We start from the raw sequence: 14451 nt of genomic DNA, 5'->3' as shown, positions 1-14451 counted from the left end.
CCGCGCAATGATCCGGCTTGAGAAACGGCCGCAGCCGTCGCGGGCCTGGTCGCTGGCGACGCCGCTGGTGGCGGTGCTGGCAACGATGGTGTTCGGCGGGCTGCTGTTTGCGGCCCTCGGCAAACCGCCGGTGGAGGCGATCCGCACCATTTTCTGGGAACCGCTGTTCGGCGAGTTTTCCTTCTACTACCGCCCGCAGCTTTTGGTCAAAGGCGCGCCGCTGGTGCTGATCGCCATCGGCCTGTCGCTGGGCTTTCGCGCGGGCATCTGGAACATCGGCGCCGAGGGCCAGTATATCATGGGCGCCATCTGCGGCGCCGGTGCCGGCCTTGCGTTCTATCCGCTGGAGGCCTTCTACATCTTCCCGATCATGGTGATCGCCGGCGCGCTTGGCGGCTGGGCCTGGGCGATGATCCCGGCGATCCTGAAGACCCGCTTCGGCACCAACGAGATCCTGGTCTCCCTGATGCTGGTCTACGTGGCCGAGCAGTTCCTTGCCTCGGTCTCGCTGGGGCTGTTGAAGAACCCCGAGGGCTTCGGCTTTCCCGGCTCGCGCAACCTGCAGGCCTATGACAGCGCCCACAATGCCGAGCTGATCGCCGGCACCGGCATGCACTGGGGCGTGGTGGCCGCATTGATCGCGGTGATCTTTGCCTATGTGCTGCTGAACCGCCACATGACCGGCTATCACATCCGCCTGACCGGCGAGGCGCCGCGGGCGGCCAAGTTTGCCGGCGTCAACCCCGCGCGGCTGGTGCTGTTCTGCCTTGGCATGTCCGGGGCGCTGGCCGGGCTGGCCGGCATGTTCGAGGTCTCCGGCCCCTCCGGCCAGATATCCATCGATTTCAACGTCGGCTACGGCTTTACCGCGATCATCGTGGCCTTCCTTGGCCGCCTGCACCCGGTGGGCATCCTGCTGGCGGGCGGGCTGATGGCGCTGACCTATATCGGCGGCGACATCGCGCAGTCGAACCTTCAGCTGCCCGCGGCTGCCATCCAGGTGTTCCAGGGGATGCTTCTGTTCTTCCTCCTGGCCTTCGACCTGCTCACCAATTTCCGCATCGCAATCGGCAAGCCGGAGGTCGCGTAACATGGATCTGTCTGCAATCAACCCGGTCCTGCTGATCGCCTCACTGATGGTGGCGGCGACGCCGCTGCTGCTCGCCGCCATCGGCGAGCTGGTGGTGGAGAAATCCGGCGTGCTGAACCTCGGCGTCGAGGGGATGATGATCGTCGGCGCCATCGCGGGCTTTGCCACCGCGGTGGAGAGCGGCTCGCCCCTGCTGGGCTTCTTTGCCGCCGCCTTTGCCGGTGCCGCGCTGTCGGTGCTGTTTGCCATCCTCACCCAGTTCGCGCAGGCAAATCAGGTTGCCTCGGGCCTGTCGCTGACCCTGTTCGGCCTTGGCCTCTCGGCGCTGATGGGGCAGTCCTACGTCGGGGTGAAGCCGCCGCGGATGGGGGACATCCACATCCCGGTGCTGAGCGACCTGCCCGTCGTCGGCCCGATCCTGTTCGGCCATGACATCATCCTCTACTTCGGCATCGCGCTGACCGCCGCCGTGTGGTGGGTGCTGAAATATTCCCGCATGGGCCTGGTGCTGCGCGCGGTGGGCGAGAACCACGAGGCCGCCCATGCGCTCGGCTACAAGGTGATCCGCATCCGCATCATGGCGATCCTGTTCGGCGGCGCCTGCGCGGGTCTCGGCGGCGCCTACATCAGCCTCATTCGCGTGCCGCAGTGGACCGAGGGCATGACCGCCGGCATCGGCTGGATTGCCCTGGCGCTGGTGGTGTTCGCCAGCTGGAAGCCCTGGCGCGCACTGCTGGGTGCCTATCTTTTCGGCGGTGTCACCGTAGTGCAGCTCAATCTGCAGGCGGCGGGCGTTGCCATCCCGGTCGAGTATCTGGCAATGTCGCCCTATCTGATTACGATTATTGTGCTTGTTATCCTTTCGGCGGACAAGAGCAGCGCACCCGCCTCGCTCGGCCGTAATTTCCATGCCTCCCGCTGATATGGCGGGCGGCACACGATCCCGCCCAGGGTCCTCTCCTGGGCGACACAACCAAAACGGGGAGTCCCAAACATGAAACTGACCAAACTTCTGACCAGCGCCGCCGTGGCGCTCGGCCTTGCCGCCGGTGCGGCCTGGGCGCAGGACAAGACCAAGGTGGGCTTTGTCTACGTCGGCCCCGTCGGCGATGGCGGCTGGACCTATGAACACGACCAGGGCCGCAAGGCGGTCGAAGCCGAGTTCGGCGACAAGGTCGAAACCGTTTACGTGGAAAACGTGGCCGAAGGCCCCGACGCCGAGCGCGTGATGACCCAGATGGCGCTGGAAGGCGCGGACCTGATCTTCACCACCTCCTTTGGCTACATGGACCCGACCATCAACGTCGCCAAGAAATTCCCCAACGTGAAGTTCGAGCACGCCACCGGCTACAAGCGCGCCGAGAACGTCTCGACCTACTCGGCCCGCTTCTACGAGGGCCGCGCGGTGCAGGGCACCATCGCGGGCCACATGACCGAGAGCAACATCATCGGCTACATCGGCTCCTACCCGATCCCGGAAGTGATCCGCGGCATCAACTCGGCCTATATCCACGCCAAGAAGGTGAACCCGGACGTCCAGTTCAAGATCGTCTGGGCCTTCACCTGGTTCGACCCGGCCAAGGAAGCGGATGCGGCCAAGGTGCTGATCGAACAGGGCGCCGACGTGATCCTGCAGCACACCGACTCCACCGCGCCGCAGGCGGCGGCCCAGGCGGCCGGCAATGTCTACACCTTCGGCCAGGCCTCCGACATGGCGGAATACGGCCCCAAGCCGCGGATTTCCTCGATCATCGACAACTGGGCGCCCTACTACATCGCCCGGACCAAGGCCGTGATGGATGGCACCTGGGAGTCGGTTGACACCTGGGACGGCATCGGCGCCGGCATGGTCGGCATTGGCGAGATCACCGACGCGGTTCCGGCCGAGGTGAAAGCCGAGGCCGAAGCCCTGATCGAGAAGATTGCCTCTGGCGACTACCACCCGTTCACCGGCCCGCTGAAGAAGCAGGACGGCAGCGACTGGCTGGCCGAAGGTGAAGTGGCCGACGATGGCACCCTGGCCGGCATGAACTTCTATGTCGAAGGCCTGGAAGGCGACATCCCGCAATAAGCGGCGCGCGGTCAGCCGCGCCCCTGACACCCGAAAGGCCCGCCTGTCGGCGGGCCTTTTTTGTTGCGCGGCTCCGGCGCAGCAAGGCGCGGCAGGGCGGCGGTCCGGCCCGGCCCGGGAAGCTCAGCCGCAGGAGACCGGCGCTGCCAGCCTGCGGACCGGCCCCTTGTGCTGCTGCACCAGCGGCGCCCCGATGACCCTGCAACCGGACAGCTGCGCGGCATGGGCGGTCAGCGCCTGCAGTGCCGCGCTGTCCGGCGCGCGCAGGTCGGCCTTGGGCATGTTGAGGGCAAAAAGCACCGCGAAGCTGCTGCCATCGACGGTGACGATCCGAAAGCGGGCCCGCGTGTTCCCCAGCTCCGCCTGCGCGGCATAGGGTTCGCTGCGCTCCCGCTCCATGTAGGTCAAGGCCGCCTGCGCCGCCGCGGCCGGGTTGAGCCGCGGGCCGCCGGCCTGGAACCCCGCGGAATGGGCCACCAGCCAGGGCGCACCGCTGCGGGTGCGGTGGACGCCCGGGCGCATCGCCACATGCGGCGCAAGCGCGGCTTCCGCCCCGGCGCGATACCCGAGATCCGGCGCTGTCATCGGCGCGCTGCCATTCCCGCCATGGCCGGTGCGGGTGGCGGTCCAGTAATCGGGCCTTTCGGGGGCGGCACAGGCCGTCAACACCACTGCGGCCGCGACTGACACAAACGGTTTCACCAGAACTCTCCTTTGCGCAATTGCTCGCGCCGGAGCCTAGCGGCCAAACGGGGCGGCAATATGGCCTGTCGCCCCGCGCAAACGGTCAATGACCCGACAGAACCAGGGTGGTCACCGGCATCAGCAACAGGCGCAGCCGCAGGCCCGCCGCATGCACGACGCCGATGGTATCCACCACATGCAGGAACAGGCGCTCGCCGGTGCCAAGGCTGTCATCCTCCTGCAGCCGCGCGTGGTTGCTGGTGTAGACATTCGCGATGCAGTTGCTGCCCGGGGGCAGCGGCTCCACCATCCCCGCATACAGCGGTTCCATGATCACCGTGATGGTGCCCGGTTCGCGCATGTTCTTGAGGTCGCGCAGCTCATCCGTCGGGCGCAGCTGGCCGGTTGCAATGACATCCTGCACCGCCACCACCACCATCGGGATCACCGTGAACGGTTTGGTCATGCAGCCGATCTCCCCCACCATGCCGGGCTTGATGACCTGTGCCGCCATCTGGTTGAACCCCGCCTGAAAACGGTTTCGACCCGACTCCAGCGGCACCAGGATGCCCGCCGGGCGCAACACCGGGCTGACATAATCGCCCACCTGCAGCGCGAATTGTTCGATCCGGGCGTCGACACCGGCGGTGACAAGCGTCTTGTCCAGCTCGGCCTCGGCCAGGTGCAACTGCGCCTCGGCGCTGGACATCCGGGCCGGGATCAGCACATCGATCTGCTGCTGCACCGCCGCCATCTGCGCCTCGGCGGCCTCCACCGCGGCCTCCCGCTGGGCAACCAGGTTTTCCAGCCGTTCGATCTCGGTCAGCCGCACCGCGCTGGAGCCCTGGTCGCGCAGCTGCTGATTGCGCTCCAGATCGTCCCGCGCCTGCGCCAGCGCCGCCTGCGCCTGGGCAATCCCCGCCTTTGCGCGGGCGAGATCGGTCTCCGCCAGTTTGTGCGCGGCCTCCACCTCGGCGATCGCCGCGCGCGCGGATTCCAGCGCCGCCTGCTGCGAGAGCCCTTCCAGCCGCAGGATCGGCTCGCCTGCCTTAACCTCCTGATTGTTCTCGACATAGACCTCGGCAACGCGGCCGCCAACCTGCGGCAGGATGGTCACGGTGCGAAAGTAGGACGCCACCGTCTTGGTGGCGGGATGAAAGTAGAACAGGGTGGTGATCACCATGAGCGTCAGCATCACGCAGGCGGTCAGCCCCCAGCGCAGCTCATACCAGACGGAAAACAGCGTCAGTTCCCGGCCGATGCGCTTTCCCTGCACGAAGCGGCGATAGAGAAAATCCGGCAGGATGGTGACCAGCGCGCACAACAGTGTCTCGATCATCGGTCAGCGCCCCCTGCCACGGCTTGCCCCTGCGCAGAGGCGCTGCCCTGAGTCGGCTGGGGCGGCGCGGCCTGCCCTGCTGCCGACGCCGCCGTGCCCCGTTGCCCCCGGATCGCATCGGCGATGGCGCGCAGCGGGCTGACCAGATCCGGGATCTGGAAGCCGGCGATCAGGATGGCCGCGATCCAGAAGACATTGTTGTGGGTAAACAGCGCCAGCAGCGCCAGGATGCCGACCAGCTGGAACTGCGGGTGATTGCTTTTGTGCGCCATCCTCTCGGGCAGCGCGTGCAGAGAGAAATAGGCCACCCCGATCAGCAGGACCATGACGACGGTGAACACCGCCATGAAGCTGAACAGGAAATCACTGCCGTCCGCAGCGACCACGTAGGACGGTATGTGGCCCGCTGCCATCGGATGAACTTCTGGCGTCGTCATTCGAATGCCCCTTTTGATACAAAATGACTTGGTGAAAGCACATGCAATAGTTGCACCGCTTGCAGATCCGACAAAGCCTTTTGTGGAAAGCTGCGGGAAACCCCTTTGCCATCCGCGCCCGGCGTGGCAGTGTCGCGGCATGACCAGAACCACGCTTTTGACCAGCCCCGACACAACCCCGGCGAGCAGATTTGCCTTTGGCTGCATGCAGTTCGGTGGCCGCGCCGATGCCGCGCAGTCTGCGGCGATGTACGACGCCTGCCGCGCCGCCGGGATCAATCATTTCGACACCGCCTGGGTCTATACCGACGGCCAGTCGGAACGTATCCTCGGCGATCTGATCCGCGCCGAGCGCGACGCGCTGCTGATCGCCACCAAGGCGGGCTATACCGGTGGTGCCGGTGCGGCCAATATCCGCGCCCAGCTCGACGACAGCTGCCGCCGCCTGGGACTGGAGATGGTCGATATCCTGTATCTGCACCGGTTTGATCCCCAGACCGATCTGCGCGAGACGCTGGAGTGCTTTGCCTCCCTGAAGGAGACCGGGCGGATCCGCTATGTCGGCCTGTCGAACTTTGCCGCCTGGCAGGTGATGAAGGCACAGATGCTGGGGCGGGACCTGGGCGTCGCGGTGGATATCCTGCAGCCGATGTACTCTTTGGTGAAACGCCAGGCCGAGGTCGAGATCCTGCCGATGTGCGCCGATCAGGACATCGCGGTTGCCCCCTACTCGCCGCTCGGCGGCGGGCTGCTGACCGGCAAATATACCAGCGGCGACAGCGCCGGGCGGCTGCGCGAGGACAGCCGCTACGGCGCGCGCTACGGGCAGGCGTACATGCATGAGGCGGCCCGTGGGCTGGTGACGCTGGCGGCGGAACACGGCTGCGATCCGGCCACCCTGGCGGTGGCCTGGGCAGCGGCGCATCCCAGCCGTCCGATGCCGATCATCTCGGCCCGCAACGAGGCGCAGCTGCGCCCCTCGCTGGCGGCGCTGGAGTTTGACATGGACGCCGATCTCTACAGCGCCATCAGCGCGCTCAGCCTGCGTCCCGCGCCGGCCACCGACCGTCTGGAAGAGCAGGAGTAACGCCCGTGCAGGATTTCATCGTCATCGGTGGCGGCATGGCGGGTCTCAGCGCCGCCGCACGGCTGTCGGAGCTGGGCCGCGTCACCGTGCTGGAGCAGGAAGAGGCGCTGGGGTACCACGCCTCGGGGCGGTCGGCGGCGATGTTCGCCGAGACCTATGGCCCGGCCCCGGTGGTCGCGCTCAGCCGCGCCAGCGCCGCCCATCACCGCGCCGCGGGCTGCCTGTCGCCGCGCGGTTTCCTGCTGCTGGGCGGCGCCGGCGAGGACGCCGCTTTTGCGCAGGAAATGGCGGAGTTGGGGCTGGAGGAAATCAGCGCCGCCGAGGCCTGCGCCATGGTGCCGGTCCTGCACCCCGACCGGATCACCCGCGCGGCCTGGCATGCCGATCCGCAGGACCTGGACGCCGATCTGCTGCTGCAGGGCTTTGCCCGCGAAGCCCGCGCCAATGGGGCGGTGATCCGCACCCGTGTGCCGGTCACCGCGATCAGCCGCAGCGCGCAGGGCTGGCAGGTTACCGCGGGCGGCGAGCTGTTCGAGGCGCGCCAGCTGGTCAACGCGGCAGGCGCCTGGGCCGACCAGGTGGCGCGGCTGGCCGGGGTCGCTCCGATCGGCCTGCAGCCCAAGCGCCGGTCGATGGCGCGGCTGCCCGCCCCCGGCGGCCATGATGTCACCGGCTGGCCGATGTTCATGGGCCCGGGCGAGAGCTGGTACGCCAAGCCGGACGCGGGCAAGCTGCTGGTCTCTCCGGCCGAGGCCGACCCGGCAGAGCCGCATGACGCCTTTGCCGACGACATGGTGCTGGCCGAGGGGCTGGCGCGTTACGAGGCATACGTCAGCGAACCGGTGACGCGGGTGGAGCACAACTGGGCCGGTTTGCGCAGCTTCGTGCGCGACGGCGCGCTGGTGCTGGGGCCGGAGCCGGATCAACCCGACTTCATCTGGTGTGCGGCACAAGGCGGCTATGGCATCCAGACCGCCCCCGCGGCCGCACAGCTGCTGGCCGATCTGGTCGCAGGGCGCGCGCCCGAGCTGGACGCGGCCACGGTCTCCGCGCTGACACCGGGGCGGCTGCGCTGATGCCGGTGCGGTCTGTTCCCGGCGCCGCCTCGGTCGCCCTGCCGCAGGACGGCAAGCTGTTCGCGCCTGCCTCGGCCCGCAACTGCGAGGCGATCGGTCAGCTGCTGGCCATGGTGGCGCCGCCGAGGGGCCGCGCGCTGGAGCTGGCCAGTGGCACCGGCCAGCATGTGGTCGCCCACGCCGCCCGCCTGCCCGGCCTGACCTGGCAGCCGACCGAGGTGGACGCGGTGCGCCGCGACAGCATCCGCACCTACATCCAGGAGGCCGGGCTGGACAACATCCTGCCCCCCGTCGCGCTGGACGCCACCGCGCCGGGCTGGGCCGCGCAGCACGGGCAGCAGGATCTGATCGTGCTGGTGAACCTCCTGCACCTGGTCAGCGAGGCGGAGGCGAAATGCCTGATCACCGAGGCCGCCGCGGCGCTGGCACCCGGCGGGCGTTTCGTGATCTACGGCCCGTTCACGCGCGGCGGCGCGCTGACCAGCGAGGGTGACCGCAGCTTTGACGCCGCCCTGCGCGCCCATGATCCCGAGACCGGCTACAAGGATGATTTCGACGTCATCGACTGGCTGCACGACGCCGGGCTGGAGCTGTTGCAGGCGGTAGAGATGCCCGCCAACAACCTGGCGCTGGCGGCGGAGAAGAATATTCCCTAATCCATTTGGCATTCATAGGCATAATATAGCTACAGATACGCAAGCGTCCCACGCCGACGAACTGTTCCCTCTTGCAGCCGGAAACCCGGCCTGGCAGCCTGTAAGTAGATTTGACCCTACCACATTCATTTTACAGGCATTTTAATGCGGCGAAACTGGAGCGAAGATGAGGTGCGCGCGGCGCTTTTACTCTATCTAAGGCTTGAATTCGGCAAGTTTCACAAGGGCAACCCTGATGTCATAGCTCTGGCCAGTCGGATAGGGCGAAGTGCCAGCGCCGTCGCGCTGAAACTCACCAATCTTGCCGCACTTGATGACAGTGTGCCGCAACGCGGCATGGCCAATGCGTCGGCAACAGACCGGAAAGTCTGGCAACAATTCCTGACATCACCTGAAACTTTGATACGCGATACCACACCGCTGGCAGGCTCGGACGACCTACCCGCGGTTGACGGGTTCGCCGAAAGGCAGAGCCGCTATGAGGCTCAGCAATCCCAACCGCAAGCGACTACAATAACTCGGCGCCAAGGTCAGGGCTTCTTTAGAGAGATGATCCTTGCATCATACCGCAGCCGCTGCGCACTGACCGGGCTTGAAGACACCCGCCTCTTGACGGCTAGTCATATCGTCGGCTGGGCAGAGGACAGGTTGCTCAGGTTTAACCCGCACAACGGTCTTTGCCTCAACGCACTGCATGACCGCGCATTTGATCGGCATTTGATTTCCTTTGACGAAGATTATCGGATGATCATCGCGCCCGACGTTCCAAAGGCCGCGCGTAGCCAGCTGGAACGTACCGACAGCACGAGGCTAGCCATGCCTGCTAGGTTCTTGCCTTCGCAAGATTTTTTGGAACGCCATCGCCGACATATGTGGCTTAGATGTAACTGACAAAACTGATGAACAATGCGGACGGGGGCATGACCCAGCCCCCGCCCTGAGTACAACGTGGATCAGCCGTTCTGGCGGATGGTCTCGTTCTTCGGGTCGTAGGGGCTGTCGCAGGTCACGACGGCATCCCACAGCTTGTCCTGCATCTTGACCTTCAGCTTGGTGCCTTCGACAGCCATCTCGGGCTTCACATAGCCCATGCCGATGGATTTCTCGAAGGCGACCGAGTAGCCGCCGGAGGTGAGACGGCCCACACGGGTACCATCCTCGGCATAAAGCGCCTCGCGGCCCCAGGGATCGGCGTCTTCGGGACCGTCGATCAGCAGGGTGCAGCATTTCACCCGCACGCCGGTCTCGATCAGCTTCTCCTTGCCGTGGAAGTCCTTCTCCAGGTCGACAAAACGCGGCAGGTCGGCTTCCAGCGGGGTCGCGTCGCGGCCCAGTTCGTTGCCGAAGGCACGGTAGGATTTCTCCTGGCGCAGCCAGTTCTGCGCACGCGCGCCGACCAGCTTCATGCCGTGCTTCTCGCCCGCTTTTTCCAGCAGGTCAAAGAGGTAGTTCTGCATCTCGATCGGGTGATGCAGCTCCCAGCCGAGTTCACCGGTGTAAGCCACGCGGATCGCGTTGACCGGGCACATGCCCAGCTCGATCTGACGGGCCGACAGCCAGGGGAAACGCTTGTTGGACAGCGCGGTTTCAGGGTCGGCGTCGACGATCACCTCTTTCAGCACGTCGCGGGACTTGGGGCCTGCGATGGCGAAGACGCCCCACTGGGTGGTCACGTCCTGGATCTCGATGTAGCCGAACTCCTCCATCTTGTCCTCGGCCGCCTTGCGCAGGAAGTCGGCGTCATACTCCGACCAGGCACCGGCGGAGACCAGGTAGTAGTTGTTCTCGCCGTTGCGCACGATGGTGTATTCGGTGCGCGTGGTGCCATGCGAAGTCAGCGCGTAGGTCAGGTTGATGCGGCCGACCTTCGGCAGCTTGTTGCAGGTGAACCAGTCGAGGAACTGGGTGGCACCGGGGCCTTTGACGACATGCTTGGTGAAGGCGGTCGCGTCGATCAGGCCAACGCCGTTGCGGATCGCCTTGGCCTCTTCCACGGCGTATTGCCACCACTTGCCACGACGGAACGAGCGGCTTTCCCTGTCGAAGTTCTCCGGCGCATCGACGGGGCCGAAGTAGTTCGGGCGTTCCCAGCCGTTGACCCAGCCGAACTGTGCGCCGCGGGCCTTCTGACGGTCATAGGCGGGGGCGGTGCGCAGCGGACGGCAGGCTTCGCGCTCTTCGTCCGGGTGGTGCAGGATGTAGACGTGCTCGTAGCACTCCTCGTTCTTGCGGGCCGCGAACTCGGTGGTCATCCAGTTGGAGGAGTAGCGTTTCGGGTCGAGCGACGCCATGTCGATCTCGGCCTCGCCGTCCACCATCATCTGCGCCAGGTAGTAGCCGGTGCCGCCTGCGGCGGTGATGCCGAAGGAGAAGCCTTCCGCCAGCCACATGTTGCGCAGGCCCGGTGCCGGGCCGACCAGCGGGTTGCCGTCGGGGGTGTAGCAGATCGGGCCGTTGAAGTCGTCCTTGAGGCCGCTTTCGGCGCAGGACGGCACGCGCTCTGCCATCGCCATGTACTGGTCGGCGATCCGGTCGAGGTCCAGCGGGAACAGGTCGGCGCGGAAGCTGTCCGGCACGCCATGCTCAAACCGCGCCGGTGCGCCGTGTTCGTAGATGCCGAGGATCCAGCCGCCGCGCTCCTCGCGGGCGTAGGATTCGTTGTCGGCGTCGCGGATCACCGGGTGCTCGGGGTTGCCCGCTTCGCGCCATTTGACCAGCTCGGGGTCCTGATCCATGACGATGAAGGTATGCTCGACCGGGATCGCCGGCATCTTGATGCCCAGCATCTTGGCGGTGCGCTGCGCGTGGTTGCCGGAGGCGGTCACTACGTGCTCGGCGGTGATCACCACCTTCTCGTCGGACTCGACCAGGTTGCCACCCTTCTCGATCATCTTGGTGCAGGTGACTTCCCAGTGGGTGCCGTTCCAGTGGAACGCGTCTGCCTGCATCTTGCGGACGATCTCGACGCCGCGCTGGCGGGCACCCTTGGCCATCGCCTGGGTCACGTCGGCAGGGTTAATATAGCCGTCCTCGGTGTGGTAGATCGCGCCCTTCAGATCGGAGGTTTCGATCAGCGGCCAGCGTTCCTTGATCTGCTCCGGGGTCAGCCACTCGTATTTCACGTCGCAGGTCTCGGCGGTGGAGGCATAGAGCATGTATTCGTCCATGCGCTCCTGGGTCTGCGCCATGCGCAGGTTGCCGACCACGGCGAAACCCGCGTTCAGGCCGGTTTCCTCTTCCAGGGTCTTGTAGAAATCGACCGAGTACTTGTGGATGTGGGTGGTCGCATAGGACATGTTGAACAGCGGCAGCAGGCCGGCTGCGTGCCAGGTCGAACCGGAAGTCAGCTCGTCCCGTTCGATCAGCATGACATCGTCCCACCCGGCCTTGGCCAGGTGATAGGCAATCGAGGTGCCGACGGCGCCGCCGCCCACAACAAGTGCTTTGACTTGGGTTTTCATTCTCCGGCTCTCCAGCGTTATGAGATTCTTGGCAATGGTTATGCCCAAGCGCGTGCGGCGGCGCGAAATCCAGCCGACGCAAAAACAGCCAAAACCGACCTTGCGCGCCAAGCTCGACAGGTTTCTGGCGAAAAACCCCGCCAACGGCCTGTTTCACCCGGCATTTCGGCTGAATCGCTATACTGGAAAACCGGTGTCGTCGCCTGCGCTCAGCAGTCGGCCACGGTGCCACGGCGCACGCAGACCGGCTGCGGCGCCTCTTCCTGCGGGGCGGCCTGCGCTTCGGCCAGCTGCTCGCCGCCGCCCAGCAGGCTCTTGCCATAGCTGGCAACGTCGCCCCACAGGGACGTTTCCGCGTCGCCTCTTGCCGCCTTGGCGGCACGGGCGCGGGCAAAGCGATCCTGCACGATGGTGCCGTAATCGGTGGCGCTGAGATCACCCCAGCCCAGCCCCGCATCGCGGGTCTGGATGTAGTAATCCGCACCGATCACCGCCTGGGTGCTGCACAACAGGATGCCAACGGCTTTTTTCAGTCCCATGGGTGGTCTCCGCCTACTTCCTCGCCCGGGTGCCAGCGGGCAACGGCATGGGGCGCGAAATTGCGGCGGTTTGCGGGCAATTCTGCGCAGAACCGGCACAATTGCCGCTATCCGGCCAGGACCCCTGCCCTGCCGGTGCTGCTTCGGTACTGTCTATGTCGCTCACGCTGTGCAGCGGCTGAGGATGGCGGCGCCGCCACGGGGGCCGAGGCGGGACGGGCGTATCCGCCCGCACGCTAAACGTTGTCTCTGCGTGCCCCCTGCCAAGGGGGCCCTGTTCCTGGGAGCCGGGGGTGTCAGGCCCGGCAATGACCGCGATCCAAGCCAACCTGACATAACCGTCTTTACATGCGGTGACAGCGGCGTGCGGCGGCGGCGCAACACCCCCGCGGCGCGCAGTGAGTATTTTGGGAAAGATGAAGGCGCGGACGTCACTTTCATCTTTCTTCAAATACTCAAATCCCAAGGCCTGCCTGCAGCGCCAAGGCTGGCGGGCTTTCGTCAGATCTCGAAGATCTTGCCGGGGTTGAGAATGTTTTCCGGATCCAGCGCCGCCTTGATGGCGGCCATGTAGCGGGTGGTCTCGCCCAGTTCCTGGGTCAGATAGGGACGCTTGCCCTGGCCGATGCCGTGCTCACCCGTGCAGGTGCCCTCCATCGAGATCGCCATCTCGTTGAGCCAGCCGACATATTCATCCGCCTTGGCGCGCTCTTCGGCGCTGTCCATGTCGATCAGCAGCAGCGCGTGAAAGTTGCCGTCGCCGACATGGCCGACCATCGGTGCCATCAGGCCCATTTCTTCGGCCTTTTCGCGGGCCGCGGAAACGCATTCGGCCAGCCGCGAGATCGGCACGCAGACATCGGTGGAGATGCCCTTGGCGCCCGGGCGTAGCTGCAGGCTGGCCCAGTACATGTCATGGCGCGCCTGCCATAGCTTGCTGCGCTCCTCGGCGGTTGATGTCGCGGCGATGTCGAAGCCGCCGAATTCCTCGGCGATGGAGGCGAACATGTCGGCCTGCTCCACCACGCCCGCGTCGGAGCCGTGGAATTCCAGCAGCAGGAGCGGCGTTTCCGGCAGCTCAAGCCCGGAATAGGCGTTGGCGGCGCGCACGCTCAGCGCGTCCAGCAGCTCGATCCGGGCAACCGGACTGCCGTATTGGATGGTCATCATCACCGCGCGGCAGGCGTCGTCGACGCTGCGGAAGGCGCAGCGGGCGGAGCGGATCGCCTCGGGGATGCCCTGCAGTTTCAGGGTCAGCTCGGTGATCAGGCCAAGGGTGCCCTCGGAGCCGACCAGCAGGCGGGTCATGTCATAGCCGGCCGAGGATTTCTTGGCCCGCTGCGCGGTGCGGATCACACCGCCGTCGGCCATCACCGCCTCAAGCGCCAGCACATTGTCCTTCATGGTGCCATAGCGCACCGCATTGGTGCCGGACGCGCGCGTCGCCGCCATGCCGCCGAGCGAGGCATTGGCGCCCGGATCAATCGGGAAGAACAGCCCTTGGTCGCGCAGGTAAGTGTTCAGCTGCTCGCGGGTGACGCCGGGCTGCACCACCACGTCGAGATCCTCGGCATTGACCCTGAGGATCTTGTCCATCCGCATCATGTCGACGCAGATGCCGCCGGCGGGCGCGTTCACATGGCCTTCGAGCGAGGTGCCGGTGCCGAAGGGGATCACCGGCACGCCGTGTTCGGCGCAGGTGCGTACGATCTCGGCGACCTCCTCGGTCGAGGTGGGGAAGGCCACCGCGTCGGGGGCCTGGTTGGTGATCCAGGTGGTGGTGTGGCCGTGCTGTTCGCGGATCGCCTGGCCAGTCTGCAGCCGGTCGCCCAGACGGTCCTGAAGGGTGTCGATCGCGGCGCGGATCCCGGCCTCGTTGCGGGGCAGTGAGGTGGCTTGGACCATGGGCGGGGCTCCTGGAAGCTGGTGGGTATGCTTATCAATTACCCGGGCACTATAGGCGCCCGCAGGCCGGGTGCAAGGCACGAAGCCGGGAGCGGCCCGGCCCCCT

Annotated in this window: 13 protein-coding genes; 7 read left to right on the top strand and 6 right to left on the bottom strand. The window is 66.0% G+C overall.

The window, feature by feature from the left end; genetic code table 11:
- Positions 1–7 precede the first annotated feature (7 nt).
- The 3 genes from AB9K35_RS13955 to AB9K35_RS13945 all read left to right on the top strand — a co-directional run bounded on the left by AB9K35_RS13955 (position 8) and on the right by AB9K35_RS13945 (position 3161).
- Positions 8–1090 (top strand): ABC transporter permease, encoded by a 1083-nt coding sequence (locus AB9K35_RS13955; protein WP_222455199.1) that lies wholly within the window; start codon positions 8–10, stop codon positions 1088–1090.
- 1 nt (position 1091) lies between these two features.
- The gene (locus AB9K35_RS13950; RefSeq protein WP_369926961.1) at positions 1092–2012 is read left to right on the top strand and encodes an ABC transporter permease; all 921 of its coding nucleotides are present in this window, start codon (positions 1092–1094) and stop codon (positions 2010–2012) included.
- 72 nt (positions 2013–2084) lie between these two features.
- A complete protein-coding gene (locus AB9K35_RS13945) occupies positions 2085–3161 on the top strand; it encodes a BMP family ABC transporter substrate-binding protein (protein ID WP_222455201.1) in 1077 nt (358 codons plus the stop codon).
- Between the two features lie 123 nt (positions 3162–3284).
- On the opposite strand, the gene AB9K35_RS13940 is transcribed toward AB9K35_RS13945, so the two are convergent.
- From AB9K35_RS13940 to AB9K35_RS13930, 3 genes are all read right to left on the bottom strand, one after another.
- Positions 3285–3863, bottom strand: a complete 579-nt coding sequence (locus AB9K35_RS13940) for a hypothetical protein (protein ID WP_369926959.1) — start codon at positions 3861–3863, stop codon at positions 3285–3287.
- An 85-nt stretch (positions 3864–3948) separates the two neighbouring features.
- Positions 3949–5184 (bottom strand): HlyD family secretion protein, encoded by a 1236-nt coding sequence (locus AB9K35_RS13935; RefSeq protein WP_369926957.1) that lies wholly within the window; start codon positions 5182–5184, stop codon positions 3949–3951.
- On the bottom strand, positions 5181–5621 hold the full coding sequence (locus AB9K35_RS13930) for a hypothetical protein (RefSeq protein WP_369926955.1): 441 nt from the start codon (positions 5619–5621) through the stop codon (positions 5181–5183). Before AB9K35_RS13930 ends, AB9K35_RS13935 begins: the two co-directional genes overlap by 4 nt.
- A gap of 139 nt (positions 5622–5760) precedes the next feature.
- Between AB9K35_RS13930 and AB9K35_RS13925 the strand changes: the two genes are divergently transcribed.
- From AB9K35_RS13925 to AB9K35_RS13910, 4 genes are all read left to right on the top strand, one after another.
- Positions 5761–6708, top strand: a complete 948-nt coding sequence (locus AB9K35_RS13925; RefSeq protein WP_369926953.1) for an aldo/keto reductase — start codon at positions 5761–5763, stop codon at positions 6706–6708.
- A 5-nt stretch (positions 6709–6713) separates the two neighbouring features.
- On the top strand, positions 6714–7784 hold the full coding sequence (locus tag AB9K35_RS13920; RefSeq protein ID WP_369926951.1) for an NAD(P)/FAD-dependent oxidoreductase: 1071 nt from the start codon (positions 6714–6716) through the stop codon (positions 7782–7784).
- Positions 7784–8440: a DUF938 domain-containing protein gene (locus tag AB9K35_RS13915; protein ID WP_369926949.1), complete on the top strand. Its 657-nt coding sequence runs from the start codon at positions 7784–7786 to the stop codon at positions 8438–8440. The genes AB9K35_RS13920 and AB9K35_RS13915 overlap by 1 nt, the downstream gene beginning before the upstream one ends.
- A 144-nt stretch (positions 8441–8584) precedes the next feature.
- Positions 8585–9331, top strand: coding sequence for an HNH endonuclease (locus AB9K35_RS13910; protein ID WP_369926947.1), 747 nt, complete (start codon positions 8585–8587; stop codon positions 9329–9331).
- Positions 9332–9393: 62 nt separating this feature from the next.
- Here AB9K35_RS13910 and AB9K35_RS13905 read toward each other — a convergent pair whose 3' ends face one another.
- The 3 genes from AB9K35_RS13905 to AB9K35_RS13895 all read right to left on the bottom strand — a co-directional run bounded on the left by AB9K35_RS13905 (position 9394) and on the right by AB9K35_RS13895 (position 14345).
- Positions 9394–11901 (bottom strand): FAD-dependent oxidoreductase, encoded by a 2508-nt coding sequence (locus AB9K35_RS13905; RefSeq protein ID WP_369926945.1) that lies wholly within the window; start codon positions 11899–11901, stop codon positions 9394–9396.
- Positions 11902–12110: 209 nt separating this feature from the next.
- On the bottom strand, positions 12111–12440 hold the full coding sequence (locus AB9K35_RS13900; RefSeq protein ID WP_369926943.1) for a hypothetical protein: 330 nt from the start codon (positions 12438–12440) through the stop codon (positions 12111–12113).
- A 501-nt stretch (positions 12441–12941) separates the two neighbouring features.
- Positions 12942–14345 (bottom strand): FAD-binding oxidoreductase, encoded by a 1404-nt coding sequence (locus AB9K35_RS13895; protein ID WP_369926941.1) that lies wholly within the window; start codon positions 14343–14345, stop codon positions 12942–12944.
- Between the last annotated feature and the right edge of the window lie 106 nt (positions 14346–14451).

Origin of the sequence: Leisingera sp. XS_AS12, assembly GCF_041224635.1 — a bacterium.
Lineage (GTDB): Bacteria > Pseudomonadota > Alphaproteobacteria > Rhodobacterales > Rhodobacteraceae > Leisingera.
Note: the sequence above shows the minus strand (reverse complement) of the source record. Positions and strands in the feature narration are given on the sequence as shown.

Excerpts from the sequence above, each read along its gene's own strand:
- AB9K35_RS13955 (WP_222455199.1), top strand. The coding sequence starts at position 8 with ATGATCCGGCTTGAGAAACGGCCGCAGCCGTCGCGGGCCTGGTCGCTG.
- AB9K35_RS13950 (WP_369926961.1), top strand. The coding sequence starts at position 1,092 with ATGGATCTGTCTGCAATCAACCCGGTCCTGCTGATCGCCTCACTGATG.
- AB9K35_RS13945 (WP_222455201.1), top strand. The coding sequence starts at position 2,085 with ATGAAACTGACCAAACTTCTGACCAGCGCCGCCGTGGCGCTCGGCCTT.
- AB9K35_RS13935 (WP_369926957.1), bottom strand. The coding sequence starts at position 5,184 with ATGATCGAGACACTGTTGTGCGCGCTGGTCACCATCCTGCCGGATTTT.
- AB9K35_RS13930 (WP_369926955.1), bottom strand. The coding sequence starts at position 5,621 with ATGACGACGCCAGAAGTTCATCCGATGGCAGCGGGCCACATACCGTCC.
- AB9K35_RS13925 (WP_369926953.1), top strand. The coding sequence starts at position 5,761 with ATGACCAGAACCACGCTTTTGACCAGCCCCGACACAACCCCGGCGAGC.
- AB9K35_RS13915 (WP_369926949.1), top strand. The coding sequence starts at position 7,784 with ATGCCGGTGCGGTCTGTTCCCGGCGCCGCCTCGGTCGCCCTGCCGCAG.
- AB9K35_RS13910 (WP_369926947.1), top strand. The coding sequence starts at position 8,585 with ATGCGGCGAAACTGGAGCGAAGATGAGGTGCGCGCGGCGCTTTTACTC.
- AB9K35_RS13905 (WP_369926945.1), bottom strand. The coding sequence starts at position 11,901 with ATGAAAACCCAAGTCAAAGCACTTGTTGTGGGCGGCGGCGCCGTCGGC.
- AB9K35_RS13900 (WP_369926943.1), bottom strand. The coding sequence starts at position 12,440 with ATGGGACTGAAAAAAGCCGTTGGCATCCTGTTGTGCAGCACCCAGGCG.
- AB9K35_RS13895 (WP_369926941.1), bottom strand. The coding sequence starts at position 14,345 with ATGGTCCAAGCCACCTCACTGCCCCGCAACGAGGCCGGGATCCGCGCC.